Here is a 20,575-nt window from a genome sequence, read left to right on the forward strand (position 1 = left end):
TCCCCGGCGAAGTCTGCGCTCAACCTCCGGCGGGCGCCAGTCCTCCACACGGCGGACACGCCGGGGGACGGATAGCCTGGAGGAGACGGGCGGACCGGCCCGTTCGGCGCTGAGCGCCGGGAGGAGTAAGATGGAACCCGTCAGAACGTGCGTCGGATGCCGTTCTCGCGCTCCCCGGTCCTCTCTTCTGAGGATCGTCGCCCAGGAATCGGAACTCGTGGTGGACCCGTCCGCCACCCGTCCGGGGCGAGGCGCGTGGCTGCATCCGGTCGACGAGTGTCTCGACCTCGCGGTGAAACGCCGAGCCTTCGGGCGGGCGCTGCGCGTGGAGGGGACGCTCGACACCGCGGCCATCCGGTCGCAATTCATTAGAACAGGCTGAAGAAGTTGACTTCACATGAGTGACAACCGATGAGCGGCTCGAAATGAGATCCGTCCGCTATTAACGCCTGCCCCTGTCCGGGGGTGGGCCCCCAGACAGGAGAATTGTGGCTGCAAAACCACGCGTACATGAGGTCGCGAGCGAACTCGGCGTCGACAGCAAGGTCGCGCTCGCGAAGCTCAAGGAGATGGGCGAGTTCGTCAAGGGACCGTCCTCGAGCATCGAGCCTCCGGTAGCACGCAAGTTGCGTGCCGCCCTCGAGGCCGAAGGCGCCAAGCCGTCCGCCGAGAAGGCGACCGCGGCTGCGCCCAAGGCGCCGTCGCAGGCGCCCCGCCCGGCGGCCCCGCGCCCGCCGCAGGCGGCGCCCGCCGCGCCCGAGGCCGACGGCCCGAAGCCGGCTGCGCCGATGTCGGTCGCCGAGCGTCAGGCCGCTGCCGAGAAGGCCGCCGCTGAGAAGGCGGCCGAGAAGGCCGCTGCCGAGAAGGCCGCCGCGAGCACGACCGCCCCGGGCAAGCCCGCGACGCCGGACGCCGTCAAGCCGGCCGGGCCGCGCCCCGCCGGCGGCGCCGCCGGCATCCCGCGCCCGGGCGCCCCGCGCCCCGGCAACAACCCGTACTCGTCGAACCAGGGGATGGGCTCGCGCCCGACCACGCCGCGTCCCGGAAACAACCCCTTCTCGTCGTCGCAGGGCATGGGTCAGCGCCCGTCGCCCGGCAACATCCCGCGTCCCACCCCGCCGCGTCCCGGCTCGCCGCGCATCGGCGCGCCCGGCCAGGGCGGCGGCGGCAACCGTCCCGGTCGTCCGGGCGGTGGCGGCGGCGGTCGTCCCGGCTTCCAGCAGCGCCCCGGCAGCGGCGGCGGTGCGGGTGCCGGTGCAGGCGCCGGCGGCTTCCAGCGCCCCGGCGGCGGCTTCGGCGGCCCGCGTCCCGGTGGGGGCGGCGGCCGTGGCCGTGGCCCCGGCGGCGGCACGGCCGGTGCGTTCGGCCGCGGTGGCGGCAAGAGCAAGGCCCGCAAGTCGAAGCGCGCGAAGCGTCAGGAATTCGAGATGCGGGAGGCCCCGTCGCTGGGCGGCGTGAGCGTTCCCCGCGGCAACGGCGACACGGTCATCCGGCTGCGTCGCGGCTCCTCGATCTCCGACTTCGCCGACAAGATCGACGCGAACCCCGCGTCGCTGGTCACCGTCCTCTTCCACCTGGGCGAGATGGCGACCGCGACCGAGTCACTCGACGAGGCCACCTTCGAGGTGCTCGGCGAGGAGCTGGGCTACCGGATCCAGGTCGTCTCCCCGGAGGACGAGGACCGCGAGCTGCTCGAGGGCTTCGACATCGACCTCGATGCCGAGCTCGAGGGCGAGTCCGACGAGGATCTCGAGATCCGTCCGCCGGTCGTCACCGTCATGGGTCACGTCGACCACGGTAAGACGCGCCTGCTCGACGCCATCCGCAACGCGAACGTCGTGGCGGGCGAGGCCGGCGGCATCACCCAGCACATCGGTGCGTACCAGGTGTGGACGGAGCACGACGGCATCGAGCGTGCCATCACCTTCATCGACACCCCGGGCCACGAGGCGTTCACCGCCATGCGTGCCCGTGGTGCGCAGGTCACCGACATCGCGATCCTCGTGGTCGCGGCGGACGACGGCATCATGCCGCAGACCATCGAGGCGCTGAACCACGCCCAGGCGGCGAGCGTGCCGATCGTGGTCGCGGTCAACAAGATCGACAAGCCGGATGCCAACCCGGCGAAGGTGCGCCAGCAGCTCACCGAGTTCGGCCTGGTCGCGGAGGAGTACGGCGGCGACGTCATGTTCGTCGACGTCTCGGCTCGCAACAACGTCGGCATCGACGACCTGCTGGATGCGGTGCTCCTCACCGCCGACGCCGGTCTCGACCTCCGCGCGAACCCGAACAAGGACGCGCGCGGTGTGGCGATCGAGGCGAAGCTCGACAAGGGCCGCGGCGCCGTGGCGACCGTGCTCATCCAGTCCGGAACGCTCCGGGTCGGCGACGCGATCGTGGCGGGCACCGCCTACGGCCGTGTCCGTGCGATGGCCGACGAGAACGGCGAGGCCGTCTTCGAGGCGGCTCCGTCGCGTCCGGTCCAGGTGCAGGGTCTCTCCAGCGTCCCGCGCGCCGGCGACGTCTTCCTCGTCACCGAGGAGGACCGCACCGCCCGGCAGATCGCCGAGAAGCGCGAGGCCGCCGAGCGCAACGCGCAGCTGGCGAAGGCCCGCAAGCGCATCTCGCTCGAGGACTTCACCCGTGCTCTGGAAGAGGGCAAGGTCGAGGCGCTCAACCTCATCATCAAGGGCGACGTGTCCGGTGCCGTGGAGGCGCTGGAGGAGTCGCTCATGAAGATCGAGGTCGACGAGTCGGTGAGCCTGCGCATCCTGCACCGCGGTGTGGGTGCCATCACGGAGTCGGACATCGACCTGGCGACCATCGACAACGCGATCGTGATCGGCTTCAACGTCCGCCCGGACGTGAAGGCGCGCGAGCGTGCGGCCCGCGAGGGTGTGGACGTCCGCTTCTACTCGGTCATCTACAACGCCATCGAGGACATCGAGAACTCGCTCAAGGGCATGCTCAAGCCCGAGTTCGAAGAGGTCCAGTCGGGTGTCGCCGAGATCCGCGAGGTGTTCCGCTCCTCGAAGTTCGGCAACATCGCCGGTGTCATCGTCCGGTCCGGAACGATCACGCGCAACGCCAAGGCGCGCGTCATCCGCGACGGCGTCGTGGTGGGCGACAACCTCGCCATCGAGTCGCTGCGCCGGTTCAAGGACGACGTCACGGAGGTCCGTACGGACTTCGAGGCCGGTATCGGCCTCGGCAAGTACAACGACATCCAGATCGGCGACGAGATCGAGACGACCGAGCTTCGCGAGAAGCCTCGCGTCTAGTCGCGAACGATGGCCGGTGGCTGACGCCACCGGCCATCGTGCTTGAAGGGAGAAACACTCATGGCTGATCCGGCACGCGCGAGGAAGCTCGCGGACAGGATCAAGGAGATCGTCGCCAAGCGGCTCGACCGCGGCCTCCGCGATCCGCGCCTCGGCTTCGTGACCATCACGGACGTCCAGGTGACCGGCGACCTGCAGCACGCGACCGTCTTCTACACGGTGTACGGCAGCGAGCAGGAGCGCGAGGACTCGGCGGCGGCGCTCAAGGCCGCGACCGGGATGCTGCGCAGCGAGGTGGGCAAGAACATCACCGCCCGCCTGACGCCGACGCTGGAGTTCCAGCTCGACGCCATCCCGGAGAACGCGGCCCACATCGAGGACCTGCTGCGGGAGGCGCGCGAGCGCGACACCCAGGTGGCGGGCCTCGCCGCGGGCGCCGCGTACGCCGGCGACGAGGACCCGTACGTCAAGCCGCGCGAGTTCGACGAGGACGACGAGGAGGAGTGACCTCCCCGCCGGCCCGCGTCGGCCGTAGCATGAGCGGCATGTTCGCCGTGTCCTTCTACGATGCCGACCCGGACGCCGGTCCGGAGCACTTCCAGCGACTCGTCGAGGCGTACCCGCGTCACCGGGCCTACCTCGACGAGTTCGCGCAGGGCGGCGAGGTCCTCATGATCGGGACGTTCGGCGATCCTGCCACGCAGGGTTCCATGGCGATCTTCCGGTCGCGGGAGGCGGCCGAGCGGTTCCGCGCCGGCGATCCGTTCGTGACCGAGGGCCTCGTCCACCGCTCCCGCATCCAGGACTGGGACCCGATCGTCTTCCCCGATCAGGGGAGCGCGTAGCCGCCGTCCGCGGCGACCGCGAGCCCGTCGGCCAGCAGGCCGGCGAGGGCGCGGTCGCGCTGGGCGGCGTCCGGCCACACCGTCTCGAGCTCCGCGGCCGTGACCGGGATGTGCGCGGCGCGCAGCTCGGCGAGGATGCGGCCGCGCACCTGACGGTCGCTGCCCTCGTACCGTTTCTGCACGGCCTTCCTCGGTCCGTCGTAGGCCGGGTAGCCGGCCTGGCGCCAGGCGCAGTGCGCCGCGAGCGGGCACGCCTCGCAGCGCGGGGTGCGGGCGACGCAGACGATCGCGCCGAGCTCCATCATCCCGGCGTTGAAGGCGGCCGCCGCGGGGCGGTCGTCGGGAAGCAGCGCCTCCATCGCCGCCAGGTCGCGCTTCGCGCTCGGCGCTCCCGGTTCGGCCTGACCGTCGACGGCGCGGGCGATGACGCGGCGGATGTTCGTGTCCACGACGGGGTGCCGGTTGCCGTAGGCGAAGACCGCGACCGCCCGTGCGGTGTAGTCGCCGATCCCGGGGAGGGCGAGGAGCGCATCCACATCCTCCGGCACCACGCCGTCGTGCTGCTCGGCGATGGCGACGGCAGCCGCGTGCAGCCACAGGGCACGACGCGGGTAGCCGAGCGACTGCCAGGCGCGCACCGCCTCGCCGGGCGGCACGGCCGCGAGGGCGGCGGGCGTCGGCCAGCGGGTGAGCCATTCCTCGAGTCTCGGGATGACTCGGCTCACCGGCGTCTGCTGCAGCATGAACTCGCTGACGAGCGTGCCCCACGCGGTGAAGCCGTCGCGGCGCCACGGCAGGTCGCGCCGGTTCGCGTGGTACCAGTCCACCACCGTCGCGGCGAAGTCGTGCATGCATCGAGGCTAACCGGTGTCGCGGCCTATGCTCGTCGCATGATGCTGCCTCCCACGTCGCGCGTGCTGTTCCTGCGGCAGCTGGTGGCCGCCATCCGACGGGAGGCGCCGGCGGGGCGTGTCGTGGTCGCCGTGGACGGGGCACGCAAGGAGCACGGGTTCGCCGACGACCTGGCGCTGGTGTTCCGGGAGGCCGGGTCGGACGTGTTCCTGGCCTCGCTCGACGGCTTCCGTGCCTCGCGGGCCCACCGGACGAGGCTCGGGCCGGAGACGCCCGAGAGTTACTACCGCGACTCGTACGACTACGTCGCTCTGCGGCGGGTGCTGCTCGACCCGTTCCGGTTGGGCGGCAGCGCAGGGTTCCAGCTCGCGGCCTTCGACGAGGCGCGCGACCAGCCGGTGGAGGCCCGCTGGCTCACGGCCGGGCAGGATGCTGTGCTGGTGCTCGACGGCGAGTTCCTGCTGCGCCCCTCGCTCCGGAACGAGTGGAATGCGTCCGTGCGCCTGGTGAACGCTCCGCGGAACCAGCTCTACATCGACGACGCCCAGCCCGCGTCCCACGCCGACTTCCTGGCGGACGACACCGACCCCGACCGACCGCACTGGGCACGTCGGACCTGATCGCTCAGCGCTCGAGCAGGGGACGCATCCGCTCGGCGACCTGGTCGGGCGTCACGAAGGTGCCCGTCCGCTCCACGTCGTGCACGAGCGCGGTGATCGCGGCGTTGATGGGCGCCTCCCTGCCGGCCGCTCGCGCCTCCGCGACGACGGCGCCGTTCAGGTAGTCGATCTCGGTCAGCTGGCCGCGGCGGATGCTCTGCAGGGTCGAGCCGGGGTTCGGCGTCGCGCCCATCCGGCGCTTCATCAGCAGCGGGACGGCCTGCGCCGCCCACCGCGGTGAACGCGCGACCACCCGCAGCAGCCGGTCGTCGAGGCCCTGGATGCTGCCGAAGCTCACCCCGCGGGCGAGGCCGACTCGCGTGGCCTCCTGGAGGCTCGCGGTCATGATCGCGCGGAGGCGGCGGTCGCCGAGGGTCTGCTGGGCGCTGAGGCCGGTGATCGCGGGCAGGGCGTTGATCTGGTTGACCATGAGCTTCGTCCACTGCGCGCCGGTGAAGTTGTCGATGGCGTGGGCGGGCATCGCGGCGTCGAGGATGTGCGCGGCGTCCACCGCGGCGGGCGGCGGTGGGCCGTCGCCGGAGCCGAGATACGTGTTCGCCGTGGTGGTGACGGAGACGCGGCCGGGGGAGAGGTAGCTTGCGGCGTAGAGGGCGAGCGCGCCGACGCACGCGGAACCGGGCAGCAGCTGCTGCGCCTCGTGCAGACCGGCGAGGCCGTTCTGCACGATCACGACGGGGATGCCGTCGAGCAGCGCGGCGTTCGCGCGGATCGCGGCCGCCGCATCCTGCGCCTTGGTGCATACGAAGGCCAGCTCGGGTCGCGTCTGCAGCGTCTCGGCCGCCGTGACCTTCGCCGTGTGGACGCCCCAGCCCCCGTCGAGCCGGATGCCGTTCGCGCGGATCGCGGCGAGTTGCTCGCCCCGTGCCGTGACCTCGACGAGGTGTCCGACCCGTTCGAGCAGCGCCGCGATCGTTCCGCCGATGGCTCCCGTTCCGATCACGCCGATACGCACGCGCTCCAGCCTACAAGCCGACAATTCCTGAGTTCTTCGGGCTGTTCACGGCGAATCGCCCGAAAAACTCAGGAATCGTCTGCTGGGGCGGAGGGGTGCGCGGTCAGTCGGCGAGGACGGGGGCGGGTTCGGCGACGGCGAGCGCGTCGACAGCGGCCTCGACGGCGGCCTCGGCGGGGGACTCCGCGGGGGTCTCCGAGTCGCGGGCGTCGCGGGCGGAGAGGGCGGCGGCCGCAGCACGGGCGGCCCGGCGCGACGGCAGGGCCAGCGCGATGACCGCCGCGAGGCCCAGCACCGCGGCGCCGACCCACACGGCCGGGATGGCCGCGTCCACGTAGCCCGTCGGGGTCAGCGTCCCGCCGGCGCCGGTGAACACGGCGGTCAGCACCGCGACGCCGAGCGCCACGCCGACCTCCCGCAGGGTCGAGTTCGTGCCGGACGCCTTGGCGTGGTCGGCCGGACGCATGTTGGCGAGCACGGCGGTCGAGCTCGGCGCGAAGACCAGTCCCATGCCGATGCCCGCCAGCAGGAACGGCGGCCACATCTGCGAGTACGGGAGGGTGGCCGACAGCGTCAGCGCGATCCAGCCCATCGCGACGGCGAGAAGCACGAGCCCGGCGACGACCGGGAGGCGCGTGCCGGTGCGGCCGGACACCAGGCCGGTCAGCGGGGCGACGACCATCGGGGCGAGCGTCCACGGCATCGTCATGACGCCGGCCTCCAGCGGAGTGTGCCCCTGCACGACCTGGAGGAACTGGATGAGGATGAAGATCGCGCCGAAGATGCCGAAGCTGAAGGTGACGCCGACCAGGTTGGCGACCGTGAAGCTGCGGTCGCGGAAGAGGCGCAGAGGCAGCAGGGGAGCGGTCGCCCGCGACTCCCACAGGACGAACGCGACGAGCAGCGCCGCGCCCGCGACGAGCGGAACGAGCACCTCCGCGCTGCTCCAGCCCGCGTCATTGCCGCGGACGATCGCATACACGACGCCGAGCACACCGGGGGCGGCGAGCAGCAGGCCGACGACGTCGGCGCGGACACGCTCGCCGAAGCTGTTCGGCAGCGCCAGCAGCACGAGCGGGAGGGCGATCACGCCGAGCGGGACGTTCAGCCAGAAGATCGCCTGCCAGTTCCATCCCTCGACCACCGCGCCGCCGATGAGCGGGCCGAGCGCGACGCCGAGGCCCGAGATGCCGCCCCAGATGCCGATGGCGGCCGGGCGGAGGCGCGCGCTGACACTGCCCGCGAGGAGGGTCAGCGACAGTGGCAGCAGGGCGGCCGCGCCGGCCCCCTGCACGGCGCGGGCGGCGATGAGCATCCACGGCTCGGTGGCGAGGGCGCTCGCCGCGCTGGCCAGGGTGAACACGGTGATGCCGGCGAGGAACACCGAGCGCCGGCCGAGACGGTCGCCCAGGCCGACCGCCATGAGCATCAGCGTCGCGAAGCTGAGGGTGTAGGCGTTCACGACCCACTGCAGTTCCTCGATCGAGGCCGTCAGGTCTTTCGCGATGACGGGCAGAGCGCTCGTCACGACGAGGTTGTCGAGCGTCGCCATGAACATCGGCAGGGACGCCGCGACGATCGCCAGCCAGACGGGGATGGTGCGGGTGCGCGGTGCTGCGGGAGCGGACATGCGGCGCCTCCAGTTGTTGTTATCGGATGATTACAAGAGCCGAGATTAGTAATCGACTGATAACCTGTCAAGTGTGACGGACAAGAACAGCGAGCGGATCCCGTCGGCCGAGCGGCGCGTGCAGATCCTCGAGGCGGCCAGCCGGGTGTTCGGCGAACGCGGCTACTTCGGCGCGACCACCGACCAGATCGCCCGCGCGGCGGGGATCAGCCAGCCTTACGTGGTGCGCATGTTCGGCAGCAAGGAGAACCTGTTCGTCGGCGTCCTGACCCGCTCGCTGGAGCGCCTGCTCGTCGCGTTCACCGAGACGATCGCGCAGTGGAAGTCCGACGGCTCGCCGGCCGCCGCGCCCGGCGTCCCCGGCGACTTCATGCCCGGCGCGCATGGCGAGATCGGCCGCCGCCTGGGCCTCGCGTACGTCAACCTCCTCGAGGATCGCGGGCTGCTGCTGTCGCTGATGCAGGCGTTCAGCATGGGGCAGGACCCGACCATCGGCGGGAAGGCGCGCGACGGGTTCCTGACGATCTACCGGCTGCTGCGCGAGGAGGCGGGGTTCGATCCCGAGGAGGCGCGCTCCTTCCTCGCCGAGGGGATGCTGCTGAACACCCTGCTCGGGCTCCGGCTCCCCGACGAGTACGGCAAGGACGACGCGGCCACCGAGCTGGTCGAATGCACGTTCCGCACCAAGCTGCAGCTCGTCCTCGACGTCTCCGCCGCCGAGTCCGCGGGGGCGCGCGGATGACCGGCAGCGGCCTCATCCTCGTCGACAAGCCGGCCGGGATGACGAGCCACGACGTCGTCGCGCGTGTCCGCAAGGCGGCGGGCACGCGCAAGGTCGGCCACGCCGGAACGCTCGACCCGATGGCGACCGGCCTGCTCATCGTCGGCGTCAACTCGTCCACCCGGCTGCTCACCTACATCGTCGGCGCCGACAAGGAGTACCTGGCGACCATCCGCCTGGGTGCGTCGTCGACCACCGACGACGCGGAAGGCGACCTGCTCGCGCCCGCGACGCAGGAGGCTCTGGATGCGGTGGCCGACGACGCGATCGCCTCCGGCATCGCGGCGCTGACGGGCGAGATCGAGCAGATCCCGAGCTCCGTGAGCGCGATCAAGGTGGACGGCAAGCGCGCCTACGCCCGGGTCCGCGCCGGGGAGCAGGTCGAGCTGAAGCCGCGTGCGGTGACGGTCTCCGAGTTCGAGCTGACCCGCACCCGGCGCCTCGACGGCGCGATCGACCTGGAGGTGCGCGTCGTCTGCTCGTCGGGAACCTACATCCGCTCGCTGGCCCGCGATCTGGGCTCCGGCCTGGCCGTCGGCGGCCACCTGACCGCACTGCGACGCACCCGGGTCGGCGCCTTCCACGTGCGCGACGCGCACGACCTCGCTACGCTCGATGCGCAGGCGGCCCTCATCCCTGCAGTGGATGCGGCCGCCGCGCTGTTCGAGCGGCTCCCGCTCACCGAGCAGCAGGCCATCGACCTCACGCACGGGCGCCGCATCCACGTCGCCGACCGCGAGGGGGCCGGGGGCGAACCCGTCGCCGCCGTCGCGCCGAACGGAGCGCTTGTGGGACTGATCGAGTTCCGCGGAAAGGAAGCCAGGACGCTCGTGAACTTCCCCACGGACGAGGCCGTCGGCCGCGCATGATCGAATGGTTCACCACGGTGCAGGTCGTCGTGGCCTGCGCCGCGGGCATCCTCTGCCTGGTGCTCGGGCTGATCGGGCGGCTCCCGGGCGACGTCTCGATGGGCGCCGTCGCGGTGGTCGAGCTGCTGCTGCTGGTGCAGCTGGTGATGGCGATCGTCGCGCCGCTGGTCGGCAACCCGCCGACGGGCAGCCTCGCCGAGTTCTACATCTACCTGATCTCGGCGATCATCCTCCCGCTCGCCGGCGGGTTCTGGGCGCTGATCGAACGCAACCGCTGGAGCACGGTCATCCTCGGGGGCGTCTGTCTCGCGATCGCCGTGATGGTGTACCGGATGGGCCAGATCTGGTTCGTGCAGGGCGCCTGACCCCTCCCGGCGGCAAATAGAATCGAAGCGATGTCCCACCACACCACGCCCGCGCGCACGAACTCCGCTCCGCCGTCCCCCCGGCGCCGGATGTCCGGGGTGGGCCGGGTGCTCGTCTTCGTCTACGGCGTGCTGGCACTCGCCGCCACCGGGCGGAGCGTCTTCCAGATCATCGACCGCTACCACGAGGCGCCGGTCGCCTTCACGCTGTCGGCGCTCGCCGCGGTCGTCTACATCGTCGCGACCATCGCGCTGATCGCCCCGGGCCGGGTCTGGTACCGCGTCGCGTGGGTCACCATCAGCTTCGAGCTGGCGGGAGTGCTGCTGATCGGCACACTGAGCCTGTTCGCCCCCGCCGCGCTGGGCCTGCACGACATCGACCCGTTCGGCCGCGACGCGACGGTGTGGTCGGTGTACGGGATGGGGTACCTGTTCATCCCGCTGGTGCTGCCGGTGCTCGGGATGCTGTGGCTGCGCAGCCACCCGCCCGCGTCCGACAACGGCGCGGCTCTCCCGGAGGCGGACTCGTGAGGGTCTTCCACGCGGTCGAGGAGATCCCCGACGGGTGGGGGCCGAGCGCCGTCACCATCGGAAAGTTCGACGGCGTCCACACCGGGCACCGCGCGGTGATCGACCGGCTGCGCGCCGTCGCGGCCGAGCGCGGACTGGTCTCGACCGTCATCACGTTCGACCGGAACCCGCTGGAGGTGCTGGCGCCCGAGAAGTGCCCGGCCTCGCTCGTGAGCAACGCGCAGAAGCTCGATCTGCTCGCGTCGACCGGCATCGACGCCACGCTCATGGTGACGTTCGACCGCGCCCTCGCGTCGCTCGCGCCCGAGGCCTTCGTGCACCACATCCTCGTCGACCGGCTGCACGCCGCGGCCGTGCTGGTCGGCAGCGACTTCCGGTTCGGCGCCCGAGGCGCCGGGGACGTCGCGATGCTGCGCACCCTGGGCGAGACCTACGGCTTCTCGGTCGAGCTCATCGACGACGTGCGACCCGAGCACGGGCGGCGCGTCTCGTCCACCTGGATCCGCGAGCTGCTCGCCGACGGCGACGTCGGCCACGCCACCGAGCTGCTGGGCTCGCCGCCGACCGTCCGCGGGCTGGTCGTGCACGGGGCGGCGCGGGGCCGCGAGCTCGGCTTCCCGACCGCCAACCTGTCGCCCGAGTCGGAGGGCCTCATCCCCGCCGACGGCGTGTACGCGGGCTGGCTCACGGACGGCGGGGAGCGGTACCCGGCCGCGATCTCGGTCGGCAACAATCCGACATTCGAGGGCGTGCCGCACAAGCAGGTCGAGGCGTACGTGCTCGACCGGGAGCTCGACCTGTACGACCACACGGTCGAGGTGTCGTTCGTCGAGCGCATCCGCGGCATGGTCGCGTACACCGGCATCGAGCCGCTGATCGCGCAGATCGCGGACGACGTGCAGCAGGCGCGCCGCATCCTCGGAGACGTCCGGGCCGAGCGGTCCTGATGACGGACGCGAACCCGGCCGCCGGGCGGCGGCCGCTCTGGCACGGGCGCGCCATCGCGCTCGTCGGCATCCTGCTCGTCGCCGCGAACCTGCGGACCGCGGTCGCCGCGCTGTCGCCCATCTTCGGCGAGATCCGCACCGAGTTCGACGTATCGAGCATCGGCGTCGGCCTGCTCGGGATGCTGCCCCCGGTGTGCTTCGCGCTGTTCGGCCTCATCGCGCCATCGTTCACGCGGCGGCTCAGCCTCGAGGCGGTCGTGCTGCTCGCGCTGGGCGTCATGGTGGCCGGCCACCTCATCCGCGCCTCCGCCGGCTCCTTCGCCGTTCTCGCGATCGGGTCGGCCGTGACGTTCGCCGGCATGGGCGTGGGCAACGTGCTGCTGCCGCCGCTGGTCAAGCGCTACTTCCCGGACCGGATCGGCCTGGTCACCTCCCTGTACGCGACCGTCATGTCGGTCTCGACGCTGCTGCCGCCGCTCGTCGCCGTGCCGGTCGCCGACGCCGCAGGGTGGCACGTGTCCGTCGGGTTGTGGGGCGTCGTGAGCCTGCTGGCGGTGCTGCCGTGGCTGCGCATCCTCATCACCCACCGCCCGGCGCATCCCGACCGGGATGTGGAGGTGGAGGCGGCGCAGCCCGCGATGGCCGGACGGGTGTGGCACTCGCCCCTGGCGTGGGCCCTGGCCGTCGTATTCGCCGTCTCCAGCCTCAACGCGTACGCCATGTTCGCCTGGCTGCCGGAGATCCTGCACGACGTCGCCGGGGTCGCTCCCGCCGATGCGGGGGCGCTGCTGTCGGTGTATGCCGGAATGGGCATACCGGCCGGCCTGCTCGTGCCGCTGCTCGCCGCCCGGATGCGGAACGTCGCCCTGCTGGTCTACGCCGGGGTCGCGTTCTTCGTCGTCGGGTACGGCGGGCTCATCCTCGTGCCCAGCGTCGCGACCTGGCTCTGGGTGTCGTTCGCCGGGCTCGGTCCGCTGCTGTTCCCGCTGTGCCTCGTGCTCATCAACGTGCGCACGCGGACGCACGCCGGCTCCGTCGCCCTCAGCGGCTTCACGCAGGGCCTCGGCTACACCCTCGGCGCGCTCGGACCGCTCGCCGTCGGGGTGCTGCACCAGCTCACCGGGTCCTGGACGCTGCCCCTCGTCGTGCTCACCGCCACCGTTCTCGCCGCGGCCGTCGCCGGCGCGGTCGTGGCGCGCCCGCGCTACCTCGAGGACTGAGCCGCCGGCCCGGATCCGGGCAGTCCCGAACCGGGCGCACGGACGTAGCCTGGGTCCGTTCGAGATCGGAGCGGATCATGGGATGGAGCACCAAGAACCTCACCACGAGCACCGGGGGCGCCCGGCTCGCCGTCTACCAGCCGACGGCGTGGCTGTTCGCGCAGTTCACCCGTCACGTCGTGTTCCAGGGCTTCGACGCCACGAACGGGGACGACGGGCAGCTCTACGAGCTCTACTGCAGCGCCAGCGATGACTGGCACGTCAAGAACCTGGTCGACGAGGCGGGCGGAGCGGCGGCGGCGACGAACGCCAACGGCTACATCTGGGCGCACCAGGGCTCGCAGCACGTCGTCTACCAGGGCAGGCAGTTCGACGGGCACGTGCACGAGCTCTGGTACACGAGCGACGACGGCTGGAACGCCAACGACCTGACCGGCGCCGCGCACGCCCCGCTCGCCCTGGGCCAGCCGTCGGGCTACGAGACGTACTACGACGGGGCGCAGCGGGTGGTGTACCAGGGCCGGGACCTGCACGTGCACGAGCTGCGGAACGCGGGCAGCGGCTGGCACCACCTCGACCTGACCGCCGCGGCGGGCGCCCCGAACGCGGCCCCGACCTCCGCGCCCGCCGGGTACTCGTTCGAGAGCCAGCGCACGGCGCACGTCCTCGTGCACACCGAGGCGGACAGCGGGAAGGGCCACATCCTCGAGTACTGGGCGGACGCCTCCGGCTGGCACTGGGGCGACCTCACCGCCCAGACGGGCGCGCCGCCGGTGTCCCCGTGCGAGACGATCCACGGTTACGTGTTCCCCGGCGAGGGTACGCAGCACGTCGACTACGTGGGCACCGACGGACACGTGCACGAGCTGTGGTGGAACCCGTCGGGCTGGCATCACAACGACCTGTCCGCGGCCGCCGGGGCGACGACGCCCGCGCTGGCCGGGTCGAGCCCGGCCTGCTACGCGTTCGAGTCGGGGCTCTTCCAGCCCGTCGCCACGCAGCACGTCTGGTACGCGGGCACGGACTCGCTGCTGCACGAGCTCTGGTACGCCTCCGGTGCCTGGCACGTCAACGACGTCGCCGCGCGGGTCGGCGCTCCGCCGGTGGTCGGCGACGCGGCCGCGTTCGTCGAGGTGGACGACGGCACGCAGAACGTGTTCTACCTGAGCGACGCGCACCAGATCATCGAGCTCCGCTGGCGCCCCTGACCCGGCAGCCGACGCCAAGAGTTCCTGAGTTTTTCGGGGCTGAGCGCTTCACCGCCCCGAAAAACTCAGGAGCTCTTGGCGTCGTCGGCGCGGGCTACGGGAGCAGGTGCGCCCGGTGGATGAGCGCCGCGGCGCCGATGAGCGGCCCCTCGGAGGAGAGACCGGACGGGACGATGCGCACCTTGCGCACGAACGGGAAGTAGTGCTGCTCCACCACGGTGCGCATGTGGTCGAACAGGTCGGGCGTCGAGTGCGAGAACCCGCCGCCGATCGCGACCAGCTCCAGGTCGAGCAGCGCGGTTGCCGACGCGATCGCGTGGCCCACGGCGCGCCCGGTGCGGGCGATCGCCTCGTGCGCGACGGGGTCGCCGGCGGCGTACGCCGCGGCCAGCTCCTCACCGGTCGCGCCCGCGAAGCCCTGCCGGCGCGCCCAGGCGACGGTGTGCGGCCCGGAGGCGATCGCCTCCAGGGCGTACGGGCTGCCGAACGTGTCCTCGCCCTCGATGTCGCCGACCTCCACGTGGCCGATGTGGCCCGCGTTGCCGGTGGGGCCGGTGATCACGCGGCCGCCGACGATCAGGCCGCCGCCGATCCCGGTCGAGATGACCATGCCCATGACGTTGTCGACGCCCTGGGCCGCGCCCACCCAGTGCTCCGCCATCGTGATGGCGACACCGTCCATCTCCAGCGTGACGGGCACGTCGAGGCCCAGCTCCGCAGCAACTGCGGCGACGTAGTCGCGCATCGGGTAGTCGCGCCAGTGCGGCACGTTGAGGGGCGAGACGAGCCCGCGCTGCCGGTCGATCGGACCGGCGCTGCCGATGCCCACGCCGACGACCACACCGCCGGCGGGCAGCGCGGCGAACGCGGCGCGCACGACGCCGCCGACGGACTCCTCGAGCTCCGGAACGGTCGCGTTCCGGCCGGTGGGCCGGCGGTGACGGGAGCCCTCCACCAGGCGGCCGTCGGCATCCACGAGGGCGGCCTCGACCTTGGTGCCGCCGAAGTCGACGGCGATGGCGAACGGGAGGGATGCGGCGCGGGCGTCAGAGGGCACGACCCAACGATAATCGACGGACCGCGCCGCATCCTCTGAACGGCGACCGTTCAGCTCACGCGGGGCAGATGCTCTGGGTGAACGGGACTGCGGCGACCACCCTGATGTCCTCGTTCCGGCTTCCGTTCGCGTCGACGATGCTCGGCGCGGTGCTCGTCGCCGTCACCCTGCCGTCCGCCTGGGCCGTGAGGTAGCGCCCGTTGGACACCGCCCGCAGGCGTCCGTAGCCGTCCTGGACGAACTTCTCCCACGTGCTCGCATAGTCGCGGTCGGCCGTCACGGTGTTCCCGTCCGGCGGCGCCGCCAGGTACTTGCCGCTGCCCTGCGAGCGCAGGGTGACCGTGTTATCGGCGTTGGTGATGAGGTCGTAGGCCTCCCAGCTCAGGATCTGCTTGTACGCGCCGGCGATGAGCGGGCTGCCGGGACGGTCGAGCCGGGCGGACACGGACCAGGTGTCGTAGCAGCCCGGGAGGGTGCTCAGGTGGTTGCCGCCGGTGAGGTAGACCGTCTTCGCGGTCTCGGCGTGCGCGGGTGCGGCGGCGATCGCGCCGCCCGCGAGGAGCGCCGCAGAGGCGAGTGCTGCTGCGGCTGTCCGCTTCAGGCTGATCCGGGGGAGCGAGCGCATGATGTTCCTTCTCGGTCGAGTGCTCCTGCGCGAGCCGCAGGAGGCGTAGCCTCATGGCGGCGCAGACCAGAATCTAACGTTGAGGCATTTCCCATACCAATGCGAACAAGGACGCAATTGACCTCAATGATGCTCATTTGAGCACCGAGCACGCACATGTTGCTCGGCTGAGCGCCGCTTCCTAAGCTGGACGGGTGGCCCTGAACGATTCCGACGAGATCCTCGCCGTCAAAGCCGCAGAGCTCTACTACGAGGCCGGCAAGACGCAGGATGAGATCGGCGTCGCCCTCAACGTCTCGCGCTGGAAGGTCGGCCGACTGCTGGTCGCCGCCCGGGAGCACGGCTTCGTGCGCATCGAGATCGTGCACCCGAGCGCCCGGCGCTTCTCACTCGAGCGCGAACTGTGCGGTTTCTACGGCCTCGACGACGCCGTCGTCGTACCGGCCGCCGAGTCCGACGCCGAGGTGCAGGGCCGCGTCGCCCAGGCGGCGGCCGACTACCTGACCACCCTGCGGCCCGTCCCGCGCACGCTCGGGGTCAGCTGGGGCCGCACGCTGCACGCGGTGGCCGCCCGCCTCCGTCCCGGCTGGGCCGTGGGCGTCAACCCGGTGCAGATCAATGGGAGCGTCTCATCCACCCGCCAGGCGACCGCCGCCGCCGACACCGCCGTCGTCATCGCGCGCAAGGCGCAGGGGACAGCGACCCTGCTGCCGAGCCCCGCGATCTTCGAGCACGCCGCGACGCGCCGCGCCATCGAGGCCGACCGGTCGGTGCAGAGCGTGCTCGAACTCGCCCGCAGCGCCAACGCGTACCTGTTCAGCGCCGGCGTGGTCGACACCAGCTCGGTGCACGTCGACTCCGGCTACCTCTCGGTGGAGGATGTGGCGGCGCTGGCCGAGAAGGGCGCGGTCGGCGACGTGGTCGGCCGCTTCATCACCGACGACGGACAGGTCGCCGATCCCGAGCTCAACTCGCGCACGCTGGGGCTCAGCCTCGACGAGCTGCGCGCGGCCCGCACATCCATCGCCGTCATCGCCGGCGAGGCGAAGCACCGCGTCGCGCACGCCGTCGTCGCCAGCGGGCTCTGCACCACGCTCATCACCGACGAGGGCACCGCCAACGACCTGCTCGGGCGCACCCGCCCGGGCGCAGCCGGCTCCGCGCCGGCCCGCGAGAACGCTCAGCACGCCCAGTAATGGAGGACCGAATGACCATCGAGACAACGCCGCCGGTGCGCACGCTCGCACCCGCGGCCCGCGCCGTGGAGGTGCTCGGCGGCGACCTCACGGAGACGTCGCTGCGCCGCTACCTGGGCGGCATCCCCGGTGTGGATGCGGTCGGCCTGGAGCAGCGCGCCGCCGGCCTCGGCACCCGCTCCATCAAGACGACGAGCAAGAAGCGGGCGCTCGACACCATCATCGAGCTCATCGACCTGACGACGCTGGAAGGCGCGGACACGCCCGGCAAGGTGCGCTCGCTGGCCGCCAAGGCCCTGACGCCCGACGCGTCCGACCCGTCGACGCCGCGCCCCGCCGCGGTCTGCGTCTACGGCGACATGGTGCCCTACGCGGTGGAGGCGCTCGGTGCGTCCCACGCCGGCGCCGTGCGCCGCGCGGGCGGCCAGGGCGGCATCAACGTCGCCGCCGTCGCCACGGCGCTCCCGAGCGGACGCGCATCCCTCCCGGTCAAGCTGGCGGACACGGCGGATGCGGTGGCCGCGGGCGCCGACGAGATCGACATGGTCATCGACCGCGGAGCGTTCCTCTCCGGCCGCTACGGCCAGGTGTTCGACGAGATCGTCGCCGTCAAGGAGGCCTGCCGCCGCGAGGACGGCACGTACGCCCACCTGAAGGTGATCCTCGAGACCGGCGAGCTGAACACGTACGACAACGTGCGGCGCGCCTCCTGGCTGAGCATCCTGGCCGGCGGCGACTTCATCAAGACCTCCACCGGCAAGGTGTCGCCCGCGGCCACCCTGCCGGTGACGCTGCTCATGCTGGAGGTCGTGCGCGATTGGCACCAGCTCACCGGCGAGGAGATCGGCGTGAAGCCGGCGGGCGGCATCCGCTCGTCGAAGGACGCGATCAAGTACCTGGTGACCGTCGCCGAGACCGTGGGCGAGCGCTGGCTGCAGCCGCACCTGTTCCGCTTCGGCGCCTCCAGCCTCCTCAACGACGTGCTGCTGCAGCGGCAGAAGCTGGCCACCGGGCACTACTCCGGCGCCGACTACGTGACGATCGACTGAAAGCAGACCCGACATGAGTTTCCTCGAATACGCCCCGGCACCCGAGTCGCGGTCGATCCTGAACCTGCGCGACGAGTACGGCCTGTTCATCGACGGCGAGTTCGTCGCCGGGCACGGCACGCCGTTCCAGACGATCTCGCCCGCGACAGAGGAGCGCCTCGCGACGATCGCGACCGCCGACGCCTCCGACGTCGACACCGCCGTCGCGGCCGCCCGCCGCGCCTACGACCGCGTCTGGTCGCGGATGAGCGGCAGCGACCGCGGCAAGTACCTGTTCCGCATCGCGCGCCTCGTCCAGGAGCGCTCGCGCGAGCTGGCCGTCGCCGAGAGCCTCGACAACGGCAAGCCGATCAAGGAGAGCCGGGATGTGGACGTCCCGCTCGTCGCCGCCTGGTTCTTCTACTACGCGGGGTGGGCGGACAAGCTCGAGCACGCCGGCCTCGGCCCCGCGCCCCGCGCGCTCGGCGTCGCGGCGCAGGTGATCCCCTGGAACTTCCCACTGCTCATGCTGGCGTGGAAGATCGCGCCGGCGCTCGCCGCGGGCAACACCGTCGTGCTGAAGCCGGCCGAGACCACCCCGCTGACCGCGCTGCTGTTCGCGGAGATCCTGCAGCAGGCCGACCTCCCCGCCGGTGTGGTCAACATCGTGACCGGCGCCGGTGAGACCGGCCGCGAGCTGGTCGCGCACCCCGACGTGAACAAGGTCGCCTTCACCGGCTCGACCGCGGTGGGCCGTGAGATCGCGCGCGCGACCGCCGGCACCTCCAAGAAGCTCACCCTCGAGCTCGGTGGCAAGGCGGCGAACATCGTCTTCGACGACGCGCCCATCGATCAGGCGGTCGAAGGCATCGTCAACGGCATCTTCTTCAACCAGGGCCACGTCTGCTGTGCGGGCAGCCGCCTGCTGGTGCAGGAGAGCATCCACGACGAGGTCGTCGACCGGCTGAAGCGCCGCCTCTCGACCCTGCGCCTCGGCGATCCGCTCGACAAGAACACCGACATCGGGGCGATCAACAGCGCGGAGCAGCTGCAGCGCATCCGAGAGCTCTCCGACATCGGCGAGGCGGAGGGCGCGGAGCGCTGGACGGCGGACTGCGAGATCCCCGAGAACGGGTTCTGGTTCGCACCGACGATCTTCGACAACGTCTCGACGAGCCACCGGATCGCGCGCGAGGAGGTCTTCGGCCCAGTGCTCTCGGTGCTGACGTTCCGCACCCCGGCGGAGGCGATCGCCAAGGCGAACAACACGCCGTACGGGCTGTCGGCCGGCATCTGGTCGGACAAGGGCAGCCGCATCCTCGCCGTCGCCGACAAGCTGCGCGCGGGCGTCGTGTGGGCCAACACGTTCAACCGCTTCGACCCCGCCAGCCCGTTCGGCGGCTACAAGGAGTCGGGCTACGGCCGCGAAGGCGGACGCCACGGCCTCGGCGCGTACCTGGTGCCCGGCCGCTCGCTGCCCGCCGCATCCACTCTCCCCGCTCGACCGACCCGCAAGGGAGCATCCAAGTGACCCGGCTCGCCGTTCCCAAGACCTACAAGCTGTACATCGGCGGGAAGTTCCCTCGCAGCGAGTCCGGCCGCACCTACGACGTGGTGTCGGCGAAGGGCGCGCTCCTCGCGAACGCCGCCAAGGCCTCCCGAAAGGACGCCCGGGACGCGGTCGTCGCGGCCCGCGCCGCCGTCTCCGGATGGTCGGGCGCCACCGCCTACAACCGCGGCCAGGTGCTCTACCGCATCGCCGAGCTCATGGAGGGGCGTCGCGCGCAGTTCGTCGACGAGGTCCAGAAGGCCGAGGGCGTCTCGGCGGGCGCCGCGACGGCGCAGGTCGACGAGGCGATCGACCGCTGGGTCTGGTACGCGGGATGGGCGGACAAGTTCGCGCAGGTCGCGGGCAACGCCAACCCGGTCGCCGGCCCGTACTTCAACATCTCGGTGCCCGAGCCGACCGGCGTGGTGGCGATCGTCGCCCCCCAGGACTCCAGCCTGCTCGGCTTCGTCAGCGCCGTGGCGCCGGCGCTGGTCGCCGGCAACACGGTCGTCGTGATCGCGAGCGAGCGGTTCCCGCTCTCGGCGATCAGCCTGAGCGAGGTGCTCGCGACGAGCGACGTGCCGGGCGGCGTGGTGAACATCCTCACCGGCTCGCCGGCCGAGATCGCGCCGTGGCTGGCCTCCCACGCCGACGTCAACGCGCTCGACCTGGTCGGAGCGGGCGACCTGGAGTGGATCGATCTGCAGATCGCCGCGGCCGACACCCTGAAGCGCGTGCTGACGCCGGAGAACGGCCCCGATGCCGCCGCTCCGTCGCTCGACCGCATCGCGTTCTTCACCGAGACGAAGACCGTCTGGCACACCAAGTCGCTCCTGTAGTTCCACGACCCCTCGCAGATTCGTCACGAATGGTCGTTCTGGCGCTGCCAGAGCGACCATTCGTGACGAATGCACGGGCACGCAGGGCGGGGGCGCGTTCCTTCCGCTCTCACGGGTTGT

21 protein-coding genes are annotated in these 20,575 nt (G+C 71.7%); 16 read left to right on the top strand and 5 right to left on the bottom strand.

Annotation, left to right across the window (positions count from 1 at the left end):
- The first annotated feature begins 130 nt into the window (after positions 1 to 130).
- From ACQ86M_RS03260 to ACQ86M_RS03275, 4 genes are all read left to right on the top strand, one after another.
- On the top strand, positions 131 to 382 hold the full coding sequence (locus ACQ86M_RS03260; protein WP_431220702.1) for a YlxR family protein: 252 nt from the start codon (positions 131 to 133) through the stop codon (positions 380 to 382).
- Between the two features lie 106 nt (positions 383 to 488).
- Positions 489 to 3,281, top strand: coding sequence for a translation initiation factor IF-2 (gene infB / locus ACQ86M_RS03265; protein WP_431247036.1), 2,793 nt, complete (start codon positions 489 to 491; stop codon positions 3,279 to 3,281).
- A 60-nt stretch (positions 3,282 to 3,341) separates the two neighbouring features.
- Entirely contained in the window at positions 3,342 to 3,788 is a 447-nt protein-coding gene (gene rbfA / locus ACQ86M_RS03270) for a 30S ribosome-binding factor RbfA (RefSeq protein WP_431220704.1), read from the top strand.
- 38 nt (positions 3,789 to 3,826) lie between these two features.
- The gene (locus ACQ86M_RS03275) at positions 3,827 to 4,126 is read left to right on the top strand and encodes a YciI family protein (protein WP_431220705.1); all 300 of its coding nucleotides are present in this window, start codon (positions 3,827 to 3,829) and stop codon (positions 4,124 to 4,126) included.
- On the opposite strand, the gene ACQ86M_RS03280 is transcribed toward ACQ86M_RS03275, so the two are convergent.
- On the bottom strand, positions 4,111 to 4,977 hold the full coding sequence (locus tag ACQ86M_RS03280; protein WP_431247037.1) for an A/G-specific adenine glycosylase: 867 nt from the start codon (positions 4,975 to 4,977) through the stop codon (positions 4,111 to 4,113). The genes ACQ86M_RS03275 and ACQ86M_RS03280 overlap by 16 nt on opposite strands.
- Before the next feature lie 39 nt (positions 4,978 to 5,016).
- On the opposite strand from ACQ86M_RS03280, the gene ACQ86M_RS03285 reads away from it, so the two are divergent.
- On the top strand, positions 5,017 to 5,598 hold the full coding sequence (locus ACQ86M_RS03285; protein WP_431247038.1) for a hypothetical protein: 582 nt from the start codon (positions 5,017 to 5,019) through the stop codon (positions 5,596 to 5,598).
- Positions 5,599 to 5,602: 4 nt separating this feature from the next.
- Here ACQ86M_RS03285 and ACQ86M_RS03290 read toward each other — a convergent pair whose 3' ends face one another.
- Together ACQ86M_RS03290 and ACQ86M_RS03295 are read right to left on the bottom strand one after the other, a co-directional pair.
- The gene (locus ACQ86M_RS03290) at positions 5,603 to 6,610 is read right to left on the bottom strand and encodes a ketopantoate reductase family protein (protein WP_431247039.1); all 1,008 of its coding nucleotides are present in this window, start codon (positions 6,608 to 6,610) and stop codon (positions 5,603 to 5,605) included.
- Positions 6,611 to 6,713: 103 nt separating this feature from the next.
- Positions 6,714 to 8,240: a DHA2 family efflux MFS transporter permease subunit gene (locus tag ACQ86M_RS03295; protein ID WP_431247040.1), complete on the bottom strand. Its 1,527-nt coding sequence runs from the start codon at positions 8,238 to 8,240 to the stop codon at positions 6,714 to 6,716.
- Between the two features lie 73 nt (positions 8,241 to 8,313).
- Between ACQ86M_RS03295 and ACQ86M_RS03300 the strand changes: the two genes are divergently transcribed.
- The 7 genes from ACQ86M_RS03300 (at position 8,314) to ACQ86M_RS03330 (ending at position 14,161) form a co-directional block, all read left to right on the top strand.
- Positions 8,314 to 8,982, top strand: coding sequence for a TetR/AcrR family transcriptional regulator (locus ACQ86M_RS03300; RefSeq protein ID WP_431247041.1), 669 nt, complete (start codon positions 8,314 to 8,316; stop codon positions 8,980 to 8,982).
- Positions 8,979 to 9,890, top strand: a complete 912-nt coding sequence (truB, locus tag ACQ86M_RS03305) for a tRNA pseudouridine(55) synthase TruB (RefSeq protein WP_431247042.1) — start codon at positions 8,979 to 8,981, stop codon at positions 9,888 to 9,890. The genes ACQ86M_RS03300 and truB overlap by 4 nt, the downstream gene beginning before the upstream one ends.
- Positions 9,887 to 10,255 carry a hypothetical protein gene (locus ACQ86M_RS03310; RefSeq protein WP_431220712.1) on the top strand — a complete coding sequence of 123 codons (369 nt, stop codon included), beginning with the start codon at positions 9,887 to 9,889 and terminating at the stop codon, positions 10,253 to 10,255. Before truB ends, ACQ86M_RS03310 begins: the two co-directional genes overlap by 4 nt.
- A gap of 30 nt (positions 10,256 to 10,285) precedes the next feature.
- Complete coding sequence (locus tag ACQ86M_RS03315; protein WP_431247043.1) at positions 10,286 to 10,786, top strand: hypothetical protein; 501 nt, start codon at positions 10,286 to 10,288, stop codon at positions 10,784 to 10,786.
- On the top strand, positions 10,783 to 11,733 hold the full coding sequence (locus ACQ86M_RS03320; protein WP_431247044.1) for a bifunctional riboflavin kinase/FAD synthetase: 951 nt from the start codon (positions 10,783 to 10,785) through the stop codon (positions 11,731 to 11,733). The genes ACQ86M_RS03315 and ACQ86M_RS03320 overlap by 4 nt, the downstream gene beginning before the upstream one ends.
- A complete protein-coding gene (locus tag ACQ86M_RS03325) occupies positions 11,733 to 12,953 on the top strand; it encodes an MFS transporter (protein ID WP_431247045.1) in 1,221 nt (406 codons plus the stop codon). Before ACQ86M_RS03320 ends, ACQ86M_RS03325 begins: the two co-directional genes overlap by 1 nt.
- Positions 12,954 to 13,030: 77 nt before the next feature.
- Positions 13,031 to 14,161 (top strand): hypothetical protein, encoded by a 1,131-nt coding sequence (locus tag ACQ86M_RS03330; RefSeq protein ID WP_431247046.1) that lies wholly within the window; start codon positions 13,031 to 13,033, stop codon positions 14,159 to 14,161.
- Positions 14,162 to 14,255: 94 nt separating this feature from the next.
- On the opposite strand, the gene ACQ86M_RS03335 is transcribed toward ACQ86M_RS03330, so the two are convergent.
- Positions 14,256 to 15,218, bottom strand: coding sequence for an ROK family protein (locus ACQ86M_RS03335; RefSeq protein ID WP_431247047.1), 963 nt, complete (start codon positions 15,216 to 15,218; stop codon positions 14,256 to 14,258).
- 55 nt (positions 15,219 to 15,273) lie between these two features.
- A complete protein-coding gene (locus tag ACQ86M_RS03340; protein ID WP_431247048.1) occupies positions 15,274 to 15,843 on the bottom strand; it encodes a fascin domain-containing protein in 570 nt (189 codons plus the stop codon).
- Positions 15,844 to 16,037: 194 nt separating this feature from the next.
- Between ACQ86M_RS03340 and ACQ86M_RS03345 the strand changes: the two genes are divergently transcribed.
- From ACQ86M_RS03345 to ACQ86M_RS03360, 4 genes are read left to right on the top strand one after another with little or no spacing between them, the layout of a single operon-like run.
- A complete protein-coding gene (locus ACQ86M_RS03345; RefSeq protein ID WP_431247049.1) occupies positions 16,038 to 17,039 on the top strand; it encodes a sugar-binding transcriptional regulator in 1,002 nt (333 codons plus the stop codon).
- An 11-nt stretch (positions 17,040 to 17,050) separates the two neighbouring features.
- Complete coding sequence (deoC, locus tag ACQ86M_RS03350) at positions 17,051 to 18,088, top strand: deoxyribose-phosphate aldolase (RefSeq protein WP_431247050.1); 1,038 nt, start codon at positions 17,051 to 17,053, stop codon at positions 18,086 to 18,088.
- A gap of 13 nt (positions 18,089 to 18,101) precedes the next feature.
- Positions 18,102 to 19,598: an aldehyde dehydrogenase family protein gene (locus tag ACQ86M_RS03355; RefSeq protein WP_431247051.1), complete on the top strand. Its 1,497-nt coding sequence runs from the start codon at positions 18,102 to 18,104 to the stop codon at positions 19,596 to 19,598.
- Entirely contained in the window at positions 19,595 to 20,455 is an 861-nt protein-coding gene (locus ACQ86M_RS03360) for an aldehyde dehydrogenase family protein (RefSeq protein ID WP_431247052.1), read from the top strand. Before ACQ86M_RS03355 ends, ACQ86M_RS03360 begins: the two co-directional genes overlap by 4 nt.
- The last annotated feature ends 120 nt before the right edge of the window (positions 20,456 to 20,575 follow it).

The sequence above is a fragment of the Leifsonia xyli subsp. cynodontis genome (genome assembly GCF_050632205.1).
GTDB classification, from domain to species: Bacteria; Actinomycetota; Actinomycetes; order Actinomycetales; family Microbacteriaceae; genus Leifsonia; species Leifsonia xyli_D.